Annotated in this window: 10 protein-coding genes; all 10 read left to right on the forward strand. The window is 48.3% G+C overall.

Annotated elements, in window-relative coordinates; genetic code table 11:
* Window positions 1-13: 13 nt before the first annotated feature.
* Genes BMZ72_RS00660 through BMZ72_RS00700 form a run of 10 tightly spaced genes read left to right on the forward strand, consistent with a single transcriptional unit; the run spans window position 14 to window position 17,343 of the window.
* The gene (locus BMZ72_RS00660) at window positions 14-457 is read left to right on the forward strand and encodes a phage tail protein (protein WP_012792853.1); all 444 of its coding nucleotides are present in this window, start codon (window positions 14-16) and stop codon (window positions 455-457) included.
* A 2-nt stretch (window positions 458-459) separates the two neighbouring features.
* The gene (locus BMZ72_RS00665) at window positions 460-924 is read left to right on the forward strand and encodes a phage tail protein (RefSeq protein WP_089804248.1); all 465 of its coding nucleotides are present in this window, start codon (window positions 460-462) and stop codon (window positions 922-924) included.
* Window positions 925-945: 21 nt separating this feature from the next.
* Complete coding sequence (locus BMZ72_RS36470) at window positions 946-1,116, forward strand: DUF5908 family protein (protein ID WP_012792851.1); 171 nt, start codon at window positions 946-948, stop codon at window positions 1,114-1,116.
* Window positions 1,116-1,823 carry a CIS tube protein gene (locus BMZ72_RS00670; RefSeq protein ID WP_089804250.1) on the forward strand — a complete coding sequence of 236 codons (708 nt, stop codon included), beginning with the start codon at window positions 1,116-1,118 and terminating at the stop codon, window positions 1,821-1,823. The genes BMZ72_RS36470 and BMZ72_RS00670 overlap by 1 nt, the downstream gene beginning before the upstream one ends.
* Before the next feature lie 2 nt (window positions 1,824-1,825).
* Window positions 1,826-3,616, forward strand: a complete 1,791-nt coding sequence (vgrG, locus tag BMZ72_RS00675) for a type VI secretion system tip protein VgrG (protein WP_089804252.1) — start codon at window positions 1,826-1,828, stop codon at window positions 3,614-3,616.
* 10 nt (window positions 3,617-3,626) lie between these two features.
* Window positions 3,627-3,917, forward strand: coding sequence for a PAAR domain-containing protein (locus BMZ72_RS00680; RefSeq protein ID WP_089804255.1), 291 nt, complete (start codon window positions 3,627-3,629; stop codon window positions 3,915-3,917).
* Between the two features lie 25 nt (window positions 3,918-3,942).
* The gene (locus tag BMZ72_RS00685) at window positions 3,943-4,401 is read left to right on the forward strand and encodes a GPW/gp25 family protein (protein ID WP_089804257.1); all 459 of its coding nucleotides are present in this window, start codon (window positions 3,943-3,945) and stop codon (window positions 4,399-4,401) included.
* Window positions 4,401-8,399 carry a baseplate J/gp47 family protein gene (locus BMZ72_RS00690; RefSeq protein ID WP_089804259.1) on the forward strand — a complete coding sequence of 1,333 codons (3,999 nt, stop codon included), beginning with the start codon at window positions 4,401-4,403 and terminating at the stop codon, window positions 8,397-8,399. Before BMZ72_RS00685 ends, BMZ72_RS00690 begins: the two co-directional genes overlap by 1 nt.
* Before the next feature lie 30 nt (window positions 8,400-8,429).
* Window positions 8,430-10,118, forward strand: coding sequence for a tail fiber domain-containing protein (locus tag BMZ72_RS00695; RefSeq protein ID WP_089804260.1), 1,689 nt, complete (start codon window positions 8,430-8,432; stop codon window positions 10,116-10,118).
* A 43-nt stretch (window positions 10,119-10,161) separates the two neighbouring features.
* The gene (locus BMZ72_RS00700) at window positions 10,162-17,343 is read left to right on the forward strand and encodes a hypothetical protein (RefSeq protein WP_089804262.1); all 7,182 of its coding nucleotides are present in this window, start codon (window positions 10,162-10,164) and stop codon (window positions 17,341-17,343) included.
* Window positions 17,344-17,357 lie beyond the last annotated feature (14 nt).

A 17,357-nucleotide genomic window follows, 5' to 3' on the forward strand; every position in this document is an offset into this window, starting at 1 on the left:
CAAAAGAAAAACAATGGCAAATTATCCATTACCCAAGTTTCACTTCCAGGTAGAATGGGGTGGTAAAAACATCGGTTTTACTGAAGTAACCGGTCTTACTGTTGAAACAGAGGCGATCGAATACCGCCATGGCGCCAGTCCGGAATATCACAAGACCAAACAGCCAGGTCTGAAAAAATACAGCAATATCACGCTGAAACGCGGCACATTCCAGTCAGATAACGAATACTTCGACTGGTGGGAAGAAACCGTGTTCTTCCAGGAACAGAACGGTAAATACCGCAGAAACATCACGATCAGCCTGCTGGATGAAATGCATAAACCTATCATCGTATGGAAGGTTAAAAATGCATGGCCTATCAAGGTGCAGTCAGCCGATCTGAAAGCAGATGCCAATGAGATCGCCGTTGAAAGTGTTGAACTGGTACATGAAGGCCTGGTGATTGAAAACAAATAAAGATGGCAGCCGCTAATTATCCTCCTGTAGGGTTCCATTTTAAAGTAGAATTCCTGTTCGACAAAAAAGGTACTGTCCAGCAAACGGACAATGACATCCTTTTTCAGTCTGTATCGGGACTCAACTTTCAGATGCAGACAGACACCCTGCGGGAGGGAGGAGAGAACCGCTTTGAGCATGTCCTGCCCCTGCGCAATAAGTGTACGGACCTGGTGCTGCGCCGTGGTATCTTCAAACCGGCGGATTCCATCGTCTCACAATGGTGTCTTGACGCTTTCAAAAACTTCAGCTTCGCGCCCATTGATCTCATTGTAACCCTGCTCAATGAACAACACCAGCCGCTGATGACCTGGAAAGTACACCGCGCCTGGCCAAAGAACTGGAAGGTGGCGGACTTCAATGCAGACAAAGGCGAGATAGTGATTGAAACATTTGAACTGAATTATAACTATTTCAGTGTGGAATAGCAGAACATTAAAACAAGGCCCATGCCAGTAGAGATAAGAGAAATGGTCATCAAGGTAGCTGTCGATGAAGCTGCCGGTAGTAAAGGTAACACAGGTGGCAGTAACGAGCAGCAGGAGGGATCTCCTGAAGCGATCGTACGCACCTGCGTGGAAAAGGTGCTTGAAATCCTGAAAGATCAAAGAGAACGCTGATGGCAAACAAAGAAACAGCGAACGTTGAGAAGATCGTTATCCGGCCGTTTCTGGATCAGAAACAGAAACAGTCGGCCGGAGGCGACTTCACCATCCCGATCAACCCGGAGAGTTATTCGCAGTCCTACAAGGTAGAGGCCAAGCAGAAGACCACCGGCGGCAATCAGGGCAGCGCTCCTGAATATAAGTTCACCGCACCGGAACAGCTGAAACTCGACTTCACCCTGGACAATACCGGCACCATCGAGGGTAACGTCCTGAATGGTACGGAAGTAAAGGACCAGGTGGACCAGCTGCTGGGCGTCGTATACAAGATGCAGGGGGAGGCACATAAACCCGCTATTCTGAAAATTCAGTGGGGTTTGTTCACCTTCGACTGTATCCTGACGACCCTGGATATCAACTATGTGCTTTTTAAGCCCAATGGAGCCCCTTTAAGGGCAAAAGTGAGTGCTACCTTCACCCAATACACGGAACCCAAAAAACGGGTTGCAAAAGAAGATAAACACTCACCTGACCTTTTCAGGAGCGTCCGGGTAGCTGATGGAGACACGCTGCCGTTGCTTTGCTACAAGAATTACGGCGATCCTGCCCTGTATATGCAGGTCGCTTACTACAATGAACTGGTCAGCGTACGGAAGATCCGCACGGATGATGAACTGGGCTTCCCGCCGGTGAAACAGTCAGAAACACAAAAAACTTCCTGAACATGGCCAATGAGGAAAATATAGCGACAGACGAACGGATCATCCCCACTCCCGGGGTCTATGATTATACCAGCTTTGAAGTGCTGATCAATGGCAACAGGGTGAATAATCCGGCTTATCAACTGCGCTCGGTTTCCATTGTCAAGGAAGTGAACCTGATCCCTTATGCACGTCTCCAGTACCTCGACGGTGACGTCGCCGACGAAAAGTTTGCGGTGAGTGAAGGAGCTGACTTCATTCCCGGTAATAAGATCGAACTGAAAGTAGGTCGTGATGGTAAACAGACGACCGTGTTCAAAGGTATCATTGTCAAACATGGTATCCGGGCAGGCGAGAGCGGTAATGCCGTTCTGCAGCTGGACTGCCGCGATGAGGCGGTATCGCTGACCCTCGGCAGGAAACACAAATATTTCAGGGACACAAGCGACAGCGATGCACTGAAAAAGGTGCTGGGCAATAAGGCAGGTGCGCTGGATAGCACGCCCGTACAGCATAAAGAACTGGTACAGTTCAATTGTACCGACTGGGATTTTGCCCTCAGCCGCGCTGAAATGAACAGCTGCGTACTGATGGTGAAGGATGGAAAGGTCGATATGAAGAAACCTGAACTGGCCGGATCTCCTACGCTAACACTGGTATATGGTGCTACCATCGACGAGTTTGAAGCCGAAATAGATGCCCGCACACAGTGGCAGGAAGTGAATACCAGTTCCTGGAGTTACAAAGATCAGGCGGTGCAACAGAACTCCACCACCAGCGTGTCGTTTAAAGAAGCTGGTAATCTGTCCGGAAAAGAACTGGCGAAAGCCGTCTCTCCTGATAAGCTGGAACTGCGGCACAGTGGTCTGATCAGCGAACCCGAACTGAAAGCCTGGGCGGAATCAGTCATGCTGAAAAGCAGGATGGCGAAGATACGCGGCCGGGTGAAGATCAAGGGATCTCCGGACACCAAACCCGGTGATACGGTTGAACTCAAAGGACTGGGTAACCGCTTTAACGGACTGGTATATGTAAGCGGTGTACGGCATGAATATGCGGAAGGGATCTGGACCACACAAATGCAGTTTGGCATTTCTCCTGAATGGTTCCATCACAAGGAGGAGCTGACAGAGACGCCTGCGGCAGGTTTGTTGCCGGCTGTACATGGATTGCAGATCGCTGTGGTAGTGCAATTGGAGAGTGATCCTGACGGAGAAGACCGCATACTGGTGAAGATGCCGCTGACTGATAATAACGATAAAGGCACCTGGGCCCGTATGGCTTCACTGGATGCCGGTAAAGAACGTGGTTATTACTTCCGTCCTGAAATAGGTGATGAAGTGATCGTAGGTTTTGTCAATGACGATCCCCGTTTTGCGGTAGTACTGGGTATGCTGCACAGCAGTAAGAATCCCGCTCCTGTAAAGGCGGAGGATACCAATCATATCAAAGGCCTGGTGACCCGCAGTAAGATGAAGACCATGTATGATGATGAGAACAAGGTGATGAAAATGGAAACGCCTGCGGGTAATTTCATTGAGCTGAGTGAAAAGGACAAAGCGATCACCATCCAGGATCAGCATGGCAATGTGATCAAAATGGAGTCAGCAGGTATAACCATTAAAAGCGCAAAAGATATTAAGATGGAAGCTACGGGCTCTTTCTCACTGAAAGCCGGTACTGACGTCAAGATAGAAGGCATGACCATCTCCGGAAAAGCAAACACCACACTGGAGCTGAATGGTCAGGCGAAAGCAAAAGTAGCCTCTTCCGCCATGCTGGAACTGCAGGGCGGAATGGTAAAGATCAACTAAAAAACAGACAATGCCCCCGGCAGCAAGATTAACAGATATGCATGTTTGCCCCATGTCGACAGGTCCGGTTCCCCATGTAGGTGGTCCTGTCAGCGGTCCCGGCGTACCTACGGTGCTGATAGGCGGTATGCCTGCGGCGACAGTAGGAGATATGCTGGTGTGTACCGGTCCGCCGGACGTCATCGTCAAAGGATCGGCCACCGTTATGATCGGCGGCAAACCGGCAGCCCGTATGGGCGATTCCACCGCACATGGCGGTTCTATCGTACTGGGATGTCCCACTGTGATGATCGGAGGATAATATAGATCGTATAAAAGTTTTGTATATGCCCGACGCGAAAGATTTTCTAGGCTGCGGCTGGTCTTTTCCCCCCACCTTCCGCAAAGACAATGATGACAGGGATTGTTACGCCGTGATGGCTGTAGGGAGGGAGGATATTGAGCAAAGTCTGCATATTCTCCTGTCGACCAGTCTGGGTGAACGCGTGATGATACCCCAGTTTGGTTGCAATCTGGCAGACTACCAGTTTGAATCCATGAGCAATACACTGATCGGTTTCATTACAGATATGGTCACTAATGCCATTCTCTATTATGAAGCAAGAATAAAGGCAGACAAGATCACTGTATCCCAGTCAGATTCCTGGGATGCGATACAGGGATACCTGCGTATCAGTGTTGATTATACCATCAGAGCCACCAATTCACGGTACAACTATGTATATGACTTCTATGTACAGGAAGGCCGTGCAGAAGGAATAAATGCAGCTATAGCAATAAGATAATGAATGCTTCAGATAACATATCGAATAACCTGGTACGCGATGGTGTAAGCCAGTTGCAGCGTAAAATGGATGCGCTGTCAACCGACACGGTACAGATTGATGAACGCAGTACTGCACAGTTACTGGGTTTCCTGTACCGCTATGCCAGATATGTACTTTACTATGATGATACTGATCAGCCGTTCCGCCGGGCAGATACACCGCTTGTATCGCGCGGGGACTGGCAGGATTTCTTCCGGAACAATCCTCCTTTCCAATATGCCGCTATCCAGCAGTTTGATACGGCCGGTTTTGACGCCGCCTATCAGAAGGCCAGGACGGAGCTGTCGCAGCAACAACCTGCTGATCAGTTCTGGTCCATGTTCTTCCGCATATTGGATATGGTGATGCAGCTGGATAGCTGGAATACAGATCTTGATACCGGCACCGGACTGAGTGGCATGCTGAATGCGCTCGTTCAGTCTGACTTCAGTAAAGCATTGTACCGGCTGATTGCCATTGCGAATACAATGGTGGATGCGGACCATCCTTTACCGGATGAAGCGGTGAACAATATCGCTATTCTTCGCAGCAACCCCTCCTGGTCACTGACCATGGATAAGCTGATCGCAAAAGATACTTACCTGGTAAGACTGGGTAATTATCCCCGCCGGAGAAGAGAAAAAATGCTGACGCAGCTGGATGAGCTGTTTGTCATCTTCTATAAAGGTATTCAGCAGGTACAGGGTTTTGCTGTGCAGGATTTTGATGCCGTGATGAGCAGCTCACAACAACACCAGCCACATGTTGGTTTGCTGTATGGTTTCATGGAACTCTTTGCCCAGGTGAAGACACAGCTGAATACACTCGGCCGTCAGCATCTGAACTTCTTTTACGAAGAAGTACTGCAACTGAAGAAAAAACCACTGACGCCGGATCATGTACACCTGGTGGCGGAACTCGCCAGACAGCTGCCGGATTATCTGCTCGAAGATAACACGGGCGTAAAGGCTGGTAAGGATGCGCTGGGTAATGATGTTACTTTTTATACCGAAGAAGATGTGGTATTGAACAAAGCGAAAGTTGCCGAGTTGCGTACACTCTTCAAAGATGAAAATGCGAATATCTATACAGCGCCGGTAGCGGCAAGCGCTGACGGACTGGGAGACGGCTTCCGTAATCCTGCCTACAACAGCTGGCCTTTACTGGGTGCTGCGGAATATGTCAGCAAGAATAATCCGCAGGCAGGCGTTTCTCATTTCCCATTTGGCACGACGGGTTTGTTGCTGTCTTCTCCGGTGTTGCTCCTGAAAGAGGGTACCCGTAATGTGACGGTAACGATCGAACTGACACAGCCAGCGGACAAAGCAGATCAGCTGGCAGCACTGCTGGCCAAACCGTTCTATCTGCTGAATGAAGAAATACTGACAGCATTTGAAAAGGCAGCGATCGATAAAGGTACGGTGGCAGCGATCCGTAGTAAACTGAAAACAGCCGGTCTTACAGAGAAATGGCTGGATGATGAAGTGGGAGACAATGAATTCAGGATCTATACGGGTATCAGTTCGCAGCAGTTACAGCTGGCTAAAGATATTGCGCGGAAAAGATTGTTGCAGGTAGACTGTACCACCGCAGACGGTTGGTATGCTGCACCGGTATCCGTGATATCGCTGGCAGCAGGTGTAATGACCATCAGCTTTGCACTGGCCGCAGATGCACCTGCATTGGTACCGCCTATCGCGGATGTGTTACTGGCAAACTACCCGGTGAAAGATCCTTTACTGAGGATACTCTTCAACCATGGTTTACATTTTCACCTGGCAGAACAGGATGAACCCTGGTATGACGTGCTGAGTAACCTGGTTGTTGTCAATACTTCGATCAATGTACATGTCACCAATATTAAAAACCTGTTGATTGGTAATGATGAAGGTCCGCTGGACCCGAATAATAAATTCATTCCTTTCACCAGTGTACCTAAAGCTGGCGGCAACTTTTACATCGGTAGCGATGAGGTGTTCAGAAAGAAACTGACGGATGTAAAACTGAATATGGAGTGGGAGGGATTGCCTGACAATTTCGCTACTCATTATTACGCTTACAACATGGGTATCACGAATACCTACTTCACCGCTTCACTGCAACGACTGAATAACGGACAGTGGGAGAATATCTCCGGTGGTAATGGGATACAGCTGTTTGATCAGGATGGCGGCAGTCATCTGCAACCTTTGCGACAGATCACAATACCGGCTGCCAACAGTATCCCCGTGATCAAACAATCGGCGCCTTTACTGCCGTATAACAATGCGACCCTTTACGGATTCCTGCGTTTCCGGCTTGATAAGAGTTTCAAACAGGAAGAGTATCCGGGTATACTGGCTGATCAGCTGATCAGGATAGGTAACCTTAAACTGAGTGTGCTGCAGACGAACACAAGCGGTTTGCTGACACAGTCACTGGATGCCTATACCAAAGCATGGAATGTATCCAATCTTGCTGCTAATCTGCACAGCGGTGATCCCGAACAGGAACACACAGACCTGAAAACAGCCGCAGATGGCACTACTACCAGTGCGGGCAATACCTATAGTAAAGCGGCTTCACTCGATAGTTATGTGAACGGTACATCTGGTAATGTACTGGGTTTCCCGCCACCGCCTTATACACCTGTTATCAAGTCATTTAATCTGGAATATTCGGCTGCTGCAAGTGGCGCAGATATTACGCTGCTGCATCAGTACCCTTATGAACCAGGTAACTATAAACTGCTGTCATCCGGTACTACTGCTCATTTTATGCCGGTGTATGACGACGAAGGTACTTTGTATGTCGGTCTGCAACAGGCGGTACCTGGTACCAATGTTACGCTGTTGTTTCAGCTGGCGGAGTTTACGGCTGATCCGGATATCCGCAAGGCAGATATCAAATGGCATTACATGTCGGGGAATGAGTGGAAAGCGCTGGAAGATCATTCGCAGATCATCAGTGATACCACACAGGATATGCTGGTATCCGGTATTGTAACGATCGCGTTGCCATGGGATGCGGATACGACACATACGGTATTGCCATCCGGTTATCACTGGCTGCGTATCAGTACGCACCTGTATTCAGCGGCAGTATGTGAAGGCGTAGCTGTCATTGCACAGGCGGCGAAAGCGACCTTCCGCAACCAGGAGAATGATCCTGCGAGGGTAGGAACGGCACTGGCGGCACAGACTATCAGCGGACTGGTTGTTCCTGATGCGATGGTGACGAAGATCAGTCAGCCGTATCCGTCTTTCGGCGGCAGAAAAGAAGAGACTGCAGATGAGTTTTATATACGCGTCAGCGAACGCCTGCGTCACAAAGGAAGAGCGATCAATGTTTTCGACTACGAGCGTATCGTCCTGGATGCATTCCCTGAGATCTTCAAGATCAAATGTATTCCGCATTCGAAGATGTGCAGGGACGAGGTGGGCAGCATTACGCAGTTACAGTCACCCGGCTGGGTCACACTGGCAGTAATACCACGTATCGACGAGTATCCGGCCGATGAAAGATTCAGTCCGAAGGTAAGCCGCATCATACTGGAGCGGGTGAGCGAATACCTGAGCAGCCGTACATCGGCGTTTGCAAAGGTGCAGGTCATTAACCCGGTCTATCAACAGGTAAGCTTCAAAGGCAATATCCGCCTGCGAGCGGGCAGAGATGCAAATTTCTACCTGAAGAAACTGGTCAGCGAAGTACAGGCTTATCTGTCACCATGGATCAATACGGGCGCACAGGATATTGTGTTTGGCGGTACGATGATGATGTCTTCCGTATTACAGTTTATCGAACAGCGGGAATATGTGGACTATGTAACAGACTTTACCATGTTCGATAAGAAGGATGGAGTGGAAGGGCCGCCGGTAAAAGCGATCACTGCCGACACTCCGTGGTCCGTACTCATAGGAGGAGAACAATCATACACAAATATTATCACCGATTCCTGCACAGCGGACAGTCAGCAAGCGGTATTCAGGATCAAATAAAACATTCATAAAAAACTAAAAGATACTCCCATGTCTATAACAACCAGAGCAGCGCTGAAAGCACAATTCAAGACCGGCGCTATACCCACCTCGCAGGATTTCTTCAACCTGATAGACTCAACGCTGGTGAGAAGGGATGATGCTTTTTTCGGCAAGTGGGCAGCTGGGACCTGCTACTACGAAGGAGATGTAGTGATCTACAATAATGCATTATACACCTGTGTGCCAGCCGGCGATAAACCCTGCGGCTGTGAAGGAAAAGAAGGAGATACGAAAGCGGACAAGTCAAAAGGACATTGTTCGGTAGACAATCCTGAGATTGATTGTACAAACTGGAAAATGCTGGATATCGATGCTTCTGATGAAGATTGGGAGATCGTCCGCAATGAGGATAAAGTACCCATTATCATGTACGCAAAGGTATTTGGTAAGATCGGTATGGGAACAGAAGATCCTAAGGCACGCGTGCACATTCATGCAGATGAGGTGAAAGGCGATTTCCTGTTCAGTCCTGATAATGCACAGACTCCTGAGTTTGTGATCCAGCAGGCAGGTGGCGAAGCGCCAACACAAACCCTGTCTGAAAAGATCGCAGATAATAAAGCTGTTTTTACAACGAATACAGACGGTTTCCTGTTTACGACTACCGTACCTCCGGTGCCAGTGGAAGGAGAGGAGAATGTACCGAAAGAACCAGCGGCAGTGAAGCCGGTGTTTATTACTACGCCTGATGCCGGGGCGGCAGTGGGTATTGGTACAACAGCGCCAGAAGGAGCTGTTGATATCCAGAACCAGCCAGCAGCGAGACTCATACTCAATCCGGTACAGTCAGTCGTACCACAGGCAGTATGGTTGCATAAGGGCGAGTACGGTCAACAGAGCTATCTGAATACCGCCCTGGATGGCATTGCTACTACATTCACTACGAATGCTGCGGAAGGCTTTTATTTCCGCAAAGGACTGGACGAAGGCAAGAACTACCTGAAGAATATTGCCAAACCTGCCGCTGAGACATTAGTGTCTATTAAACAGGATGGCCGTGTAGGTATTGGCACCGAGTCGCCGGTCACCAATGTAGAGATCACCAAAGAGAACAGCGCCGGCGCATTCCTGTTGTGTCTTGATAATACCAACCCGGGTTTCAGTATCATCAATAACCGCCCTAATAACGAAAAGAGAAACTACCTGTTGCTGGGTGCTGACAATGACTGGGGTGCTTTCCTGACGGATGCTTCCAAGGGTTTTGTTTTCAAGAGAGGTGGTGAATACGGTAATGGCAACGAGCTTGATATCAATCAGGGTGATGACCTGGTAACCATCTCCAACGAAGGTAAAACGATCATCGGTGGTCTGACCGCACAGGGTTTTGACCTGAATGTAAAAGGTAAAGCCAGAAGTTTTGGTCTGTACCTGGATACAGATGTACGCAAAGTGACGAATCAGGCGAAACTGGGTAGTGTGATCGATAAGGTAAGGAAACTGAACCCTATCACTTTCAACTTTAACCAGAAAGCGAATTGTCCTGCGAATGAATCACAGATCGGTTTCCTGCCTCACCAGGTAGAAGAGTTTTTCCCGGAACTGGTGAATACAGACGGCGATGGCACACAGACGCTGGCTTATGCCAATATGGTAGCTGTGCTGACCAAAGCAATACAGGAACAGCAGGATACGATCGCAGCCCTGCAAAAGCGTCTGGATGCCCTGGAAGGCAAATAACAGGATGTGATCACTGATACAATTTACCAAGCACTCTCTTACAATGCCTGATCTCAAATATATAACTACGGATAAAAACAGCGGGTTCCCGGAGTACCTGGACTTTGCCACGCTGCGCAAGCTGGGTATACAGCATGTTGCGGAGCTTTCAGGCAAGATATGGACAGACCACAACCTGCATGATCCGGGCATCACTATCCTTGAGGCACTGTGTTATGTGCTGACAGACCTGGACTACCGTACCAAACTTGATTTTAAAGACCTCATCGCCGCTCCTGCCGGTGCTGAAGGAGCGGACGATAATTTCTATACAGCAGCAAAGATACTCGGGAACAATCCCCTGACGATCGCAGATATCCGCCGTATGCTGATCGATATCAAAGGGGTGCGTAACGCCTGGCTGATACCGATCAATGAAGCAGTAACAGAAGCGGAATATTCGCTGGTGTACGATTGCGAAGCGGGTGTACTTGATAACACCCGCCTTACGAAAGAACAATCTGCTGTTCCATTGAAGGGCCTGTATCGCGTGTATATCGAACCTGATGATGTATATGCGGCAGCCTATGAGAAGGACGCCTGCGGCAATGATGTATTTCCGATGGATACGGTGCTGACAACTATTGATCAGCGACTGCATGCACACCGTAATCTCTGCGAAGATTTTCCGGATGTAGTTGTACTGGAGAAAGAACCGATCAATCTGTGTCTGCATATCGAACTGGCTGCTAATTACAATCCGGATGATGTATTGCTGAACATTTACAGCAGCATCCAGGATTTCCTTTCCCCTGCGCCTGTCTATTACAATCTGCAGCAATTGCTGGAGAAAGGCAGAAGTATGGAAGAGATCTTTGAAGGCCGTCCTTACGATTTCGAAAAGGATGCACCGTTACAACAGAATGGTTTCATCGACGTACAGGAACTGGAAAGCCTGGAACGGATCACAGAGCTGCATGCTTCCGATCTTTACCGCATTATTATGCAGGTGCCAGGTGTGGCGGGCATTACCCGTCTGATGATGACCAGCTTTGACGAAGATGGTTATGCACTGACAGATGCGGCAGGTAATCCTGTTAAACAGGAAGGCGAGGAGTGGTGTCTGCACCTGAAGAAAGATCATCGTCCTGTTTTATCTCCTGAAACCTCCAACGTTATTTTCTTCCGTAATAAGCTGCAGTTTGGCGCGAATACGGAAGTTGTTAACCAGCGTTACAAGAAAGCAATTTCTGACTATAGTAAGTTTCCAAAGGCGCCTGCCGCATTGGATACGATCGTGCCGAAAGGGCGTCAGCTGGACCTTGCGCAGTATACTTCCGTGCAGTATGAATTCCCAAAGGTATACATGATCGGTAAGAATGATGTACCAGGAGATTCTACTGCGGCAAGAAAAGCGCAGGCTTTACAGTTACAGGCCTACCTTTTGTTCTTCGACAGGATGCTGGCGGATTATTTCTCCCAGTTATCTGCTGTACGGAAACTGTTTTCGCTGCAATCATCTGCAGATGCGCGTACCTATTTTCCTGCTGATCTGGATGGTATCCCTCAGTTGCCTTCCCTGCTGCGTTATAAAAAGCAGCTGCCGAAAACAACTGCGGGTAATACCTACAATGGTATGCAGCTGGCGTATGAGCCTAATGAGAGTGACAGCGGCAGAAAGGAATATGATTCCATGTATCTGCGTGATGAAATGATACGCCGCATTATCAGCGAGTGTAGCAACAACAGCGTAGTACGTAAGATATTGCAGCGGGAAGATAATGCCTACTGGTTCTTTCAGCTGACGGATAAGGCGGGTAAGGTCTTACTGGAAAGTACGATCTTCTTTGATACGGAAATAGCAGCGGAACAGGCGGCGCTGGATGTTGTATTCCTCGCGGCGTTATCTGGTAGCTATGTAAAGAATAATAACCGTCAGGAAGATATATACAGTTTTGACCTGGTATACAATGATGCCGGTGATACGGAAATGCTGACCGCATTGTACGAAACATCCGGGCAATACCAGGAAAGAAAGGAACGCTTTCTGAATCATCTGCTGGCAAGGTTCTCTGAAGACTTTACCGATTATGCGCTGATGATGTACAATATCAGCGGCAGGAAGAATGATCCTGCGCGCAATATTGCAGACAAGGCGGCTTTTTTATCTGCTTATCCTGAAACCAGCGCTAACCGTGCACTGGCGTTCAATTATAAAGATGCGGGTAGCGGGTTTCCTGTCTGCGGACTGGAAAAGCGAGTAGCAGGTCTGATGGGTATCCGTCAGTCACCTGCTGCATCCCTGAATAATTTTGATCTTGTTCATGCGGAAAAACGCACTGGTTTTATCTGCAAGTTACCAGAACAACAGACGCCCCTGTTTATCAGTGATAGTCTGCATAATAAAGAACAGATCGCGGCTATTTTTAGTCAGTTCCTGGAGCTGGGTAAAAACAAGGCTAACTATACACCTTATGGTTGCATTGGTGAAGGCGTGTATGGTTTTTCTATTCAGTCGCCTGCTGCTGCCAAAGAATGGATCTCTGCGAAATGCAGTATTGAATATACTACTGCGGAAGAAAGAGATACGCTGATCGACTGGTTTGTACATTTCTTTGAAGATGATGGCCAGTATAAAATTTATCCGCAGACACAGGAAGGATATTATTTCCTGTTACCTGATGATTACGGTAAGACATTATTTAAAAGCAAACAGGGTTTTGATACCCAGGAACTAGCCCTGTCACAGGGATATGATTGTCTGGCGTTATTACAGGAGGACATCGTATGGGAGGTTGAACCTGATGTGGCAGCTGGTAATTTCAGGATCATCATCGTACAACAGGACGTACAGATCGCTTATCATCCACAGACCTATGGTACGGAGGATGCAGCGTTGCAGAAGATAAAAGAGTTGCAGGAGTATTTCCGTCAGCATTACCTGGTGTACCAGCGTGAGGCAATTGAATTATACAACTGGAGAATGACCCATGAAGGGCAGGCTGCCTGGGAGGGTATTCTTCCTTACAAAGACATTGCACAATTACCCGTAGCGTTTGTACAGTTTGTAGAACTGGCTTCTAAAGCAGAAAATTACCGGATCGTACAGACAGGTGATGGGGTGTTTCGTTTGCAGGTAGTGCGTACAGAGGAGGGAGAAGAAGAAGGAATGACGGTGAGTACGGTGATTTCGGTACACCTGTCTTCCTTTGTAAATGGTGAAGCCGCGCAACAGGTGCAACAGACCTATGTAAACTTATTTAGTGGTTTGTGGCTTACTGTTAGTGGTGCGGTAACCAGCGTATCGGCGGCTACCTATTATTTCAGAGACCTGGATGCACCGAAGGATTCATCCGCTGTGCTGTTGACCACTGTACGTCCGGTACCAGATGGCCCTACGGTGACACAGGTGACCCGCGGTATTATCCGTTATGCTTCCAATCCGAAGAATGTTACGATAAAGACATTGGATAACTGCCATTACATCGTGCAGGTGCAGGATGACAATGGCGTGTCATTAGCAGAAAGCAATGAGGTGGTTGATCACGCAGCGGCAGCAAAACTGCTGGAACGCATCCTGCTCAAAGCTGCACAGGACACGCTGTGGGTGGAGAGAGGCGCAGCGATAGATGCCTATGGACTTTACTGGGAAGACGCCACATCAGCAACACCCCTGCTGCAAAGCATACATGTGTGGGAGACACGGGAAGAGGCAGTAACGGCATTTATGGATTGGTTGCTGAACGCTACTGCTGAAGATATCTGTCCGGAGCAACAGGCGGCCAATGGATATGGGTATAATATTTTCAGTAAGGATAAATCTCCTTTTGCCAGACAGGTACAGTGGTTTGCATCTGCTGAAGAGCGAGATGCCACTATGCTGCTCCTAAGGCAACAGGTTAACGCTTTACAGACCAGCACCGGCTGGTCGGCCGTTACACTTTATCATTATTATTTCAAGATCAGTGATAAGGAAGGACTGTTATTGCAGGAGCCACATTACTACACCAGTTATGATGCGGTACGAACCGCTTTTTATGATACGGTAAAGTATGGTAAGCAAAGACAATATTATCTGCTGACTGTACAGGACAATTGTACTTACAGTTTTAAGATCGTTGATGCGGATAATAATGTCCTGGCGATACATCCTTTTGAATATACTACAACAACAGAAAGAGATGCGGTTGTGGAACGCACGCTGCGTTTCCTGCAGACACATGGGCAGACAGTTAGCCAGGTGAAACTGGCAGGCGCCTGGAAGTATAGCTGGCAATGGTTGTCCTGTTGTTGCTGGTATCCGGAAACGGCATTGGAAGGTCTGGATGAGAAGCCGGAAAAGGAAGATGCAAAAAAGACACTGGAGTATATCATTGAGAAGCTGGCGCCTGTAAAAGATAACTATGACATTGTACAGGAAGAAAGCGGATTCCGTGTGTTTCTGAGAGAAGGAAAGGAACGTGTGGCTGTGCATCCGCACTGGTACGATTGTGCGAAAGAGGCAGAAGCTGCAAGAGACCGTCTCATTGCCTGGTCAGGTTTCCGTCTGAGTAAAATAGAAGAGGGTAGTTATTCAGTAGAAAGAGATATCCGTACTGATCTTTATAAGAACGGCGATACAGAGCAGGCATTGGGCTATCGTCTCTGGGACCGCGATTTCAGGATTGCGCGTTATCTGCCAAAGTTTGAATCTGATGCAGATCGGGAGGATGCCATAGCGGCATTGTTACAACGATATCAGCGTAGGTTGCCTGCATTTACTGCATTGGAAAGAGGTTCCTCTGTTGTGGTGTCTGAGCATGGCGCATTTTATTATCAGCTGCGTCGCAATGACCTGTTGTTATGGCAGAGTGTTACCGGATATGGTTCTGCGGATGCTGCTGCCGCCGCTTTTGAAAAAGAGTGCTGGGGCTTGTTACAGCGTACGCTTAAACAGGAATATTACAGCAGCTGGACGCCTACGGCTACGCAACTGTATCTCAACGATGACAAAGGTCAGGTGCTTGCGGTAGCACCGCTTACACCGGGCAGTTATGAAGCATATATCGCCGCTGTACAGGCAAGACAACAGTTTGTCCGTAAGCATGGTGTGTTCCTGAATGAAGAAGGTACATTCTCTTTTCATATCTATCATTCGAAAACGAATCGTTATGAATGGGAAAGTGTGCACACCTACGCAAACCCTGTTGATGCAGAAAATGCATTGCTGGAGTTCCGGCAGCTGCTTCGCTTCCGTGGCAACTATTGTTCGGATGATGAAACTGTTGGTTGCTATTATTCCATCAACCTGGGTAAGGTATTACTGGATATACAACAGGTAACCCGGAAATGTGAGGGTGATAAGGAGACAATGACGGAAGCGGATGCCTGGGATCGTTTACAGGTATTCCTGGATAATATCGATCCTGATAACCGGAACTTATTCCCTTATACTGATTATGCGGGAGATTGCCGTTATGCATTCCGCCTGGTGGACGACAGTGTTTACCGCGTGGCGCAGCATACCGGTTGGTACCAGGGCATGGAGAAAAGGGAGGAACACCGGATGGCGCTGCTGGCAGATATTTATTGTAAGCAACATCTGTATGGCTGGTTTGTGAAACCAGAGAATCTGAATACAGATCCAAGGATACTGGATTGCTATTTCAAACATCCGGAGAAACTGAATTTTGCAGATCTATGGATGAGTTATGGTCAGGTACCGGCGCTTAATCAGCTTTGGACCATTGCGGAAGAAACATTGCCAGCTGTCAACGCAAAGTTGTACTACTATCAGCTTTATGGCAAGGTAGATAAGGATACAAAGGTGATGTGGCAGGCAGTGAGCCGTTATAATTCTGCGACACTGGCGCAAGCGGCAGAGGCACGTTTTTATGTGTTCCTGCTGGAGATGGCCCGCTCAGCTGCTTCTTATTACTATGAACCAATGGCGGGTTGCGACAATGCTTATACACTGTACCTGAAAGATATGGATGGTAAGGTCATCGCTGTAGCGCCGGATGTGATCTGTGGTGAGGATATAGAGAACGACCGCGCTACCCGTATGTTCAATGCGATGTTATTCCCTATCGTGGAAACTGGCAAAGGATACACTTTTGAGATCAATGATATCAACCAGGTGGTGGGCGATACCACCAGCTATACATATGCTGCTGTATGGGAGTCTGTTCAGACATATGATACGCCTGAAGATGCGTGGGACGGGCTTACAACAGCCTGTGAACTGTTGACAGACCTGCGCAATTATCAGCGTGGTGATGAAGATGCCTGCGGACCATTCAGCATTACGCTGGTGAATCCGGAAGGTGTACAGGCAGAGCATCCGCTAACTTATACGAGTCTTTCAGCCAGGGATGCGGCGATGGAGTATGTGTTGAATGCGATCAGCGCAGAAGGTCTGCATCTGCTGGAACATATACTCATGCGTCCGCGTACACAACAGCAATCATATGAGGCATGGCAGCTGGAACTGAACTGGTATACACAGCGTGAGTCTATGATCGTATTGCAGCTGGTGAATGAATCGGTGTTTGCAGATGCGGCGTCTTATGTGAAAGCCTTACAGAATGCAGCTGTAGCAAACGAAGTATATGTCGATCAACAGGCGTCTACACTGACGATCTCTTTCTATAAAAAAGACGAGCGGCTGGCAGTCGCGAAGCTTGATGCAACAGATGCACTGATTGCTTTACTGAGCGATCTGTCAGCTGTACGGACGGCCATGCAGTCCCTGCTGGTGAATGCGTCAACAGAACAGGTGCACACGGTGGTGATCCCGATCGTCTGCAGTACGGAGAATGCGATTCTGCCTATCTGCGATGATGTGTGTCTCTGTTGTGATGAAGAAGAAACTGACAAAGAAAATGCGATCTACTGCGACCGTACTTTCCTTGCAGATCCTTATTCATTCTGGGCGACGGTTGTATTACCGGCCTGGCCGCAGCGTTTCCGTCTGGCACGTTTCAGACAGTTCTTTGAAGACACCCTGCGCAGAGAGGCACCGTCACATATCCGGCTGAACATACTCTGGGTCAGTCCGCAACAGATGCTTGAATTTGAAGGCGCCTGGAAGAACTGGCTGGCAGCATTGTCGAGAGAAGAAAGCTGTGATTATGATGATAGTCTGCAGGCATTGAACCTGGTATTAAAAGAGCTAAAAAATGTATATCCGGCCGCTTACATGTGGGATGACGAAGGAGGGGACGACAAGCCACTGATCTTACTGGATGAGGCTATGCTGGCATAGTTTAACTAAATTAA

Source organism: Chitinophaga sp. YR627 (genome assembly GCF_900114995.1).
Taxonomy (GTDB): Bacteria; Bacteroidota; Bacteroidia; order Chitinophagales; family Chitinophagaceae; genus Chitinophaga.

Bases quoted from the DNA above. Each gene is read 5' to 3' on its own strand.
- BMZ72_RS00700 (WP_089804262.1), top strand. From the start codon at position 10,162: ATGCCTGATCTCAAATATATAACTACGGATAAAAACAGCGGGTTCCCG.
- BMZ72_RS36470 (WP_012792851.1), top strand. From the start codon at position 946: ATGCCAGTAGAGATAAGAGAAATGGTCATCAAGGTAGCTGTCGATGAA.
- BMZ72_RS00670 (WP_089804250.1), top strand. From the start codon at position 1,116: ATGGCAAACAAAGAAACAGCGAACGTTGAGAAGATCGTTATCCGGCCG.
- vgrG (WP_089804252.1), top strand. From the start codon at position 1,826: ATGGCCAATGAGGAAAATATAGCGACAGACGAACGGATCATCCCCACT.
- BMZ72_RS00685 (WP_089804257.1), top strand. From the start codon at position 3,943: ATGCCCGACGCGAAAGATTTTCTAGGCTGCGGCTGGTCTTTTCCCCCC.
- BMZ72_RS00690 (WP_089804259.1), top strand. From the start codon at position 4,401: ATGAATGCTTCAGATAACATATCGAATAACCTGGTACGCGATGGTGTA.
- BMZ72_RS00695 (WP_089804260.1), top strand. From the start codon at position 8,430: ATGTCTATAACAACCAGAGCAGCGCTGAAAGCACAATTCAAGACCGGC.
- BMZ72_RS00680 (WP_089804255.1), top strand. From the start codon at position 3,627: ATGCCCCCGGCAGCAAGATTAACAGATATGCATGTTTGCCCCATGTCG.
- BMZ72_RS00660 (WP_012792853.1), top strand. From the start codon at position 14: ATGGCAAATTATCCATTACCCAAGTTTCACTTCCAGGTAGAATGGGGT.
- BMZ72_RS00665 (WP_089804248.1), top strand. From the start codon at position 460: ATGGCAGCCGCTAATTATCCTCCTGTAGGGTTCCATTTTAAAGTAGAA.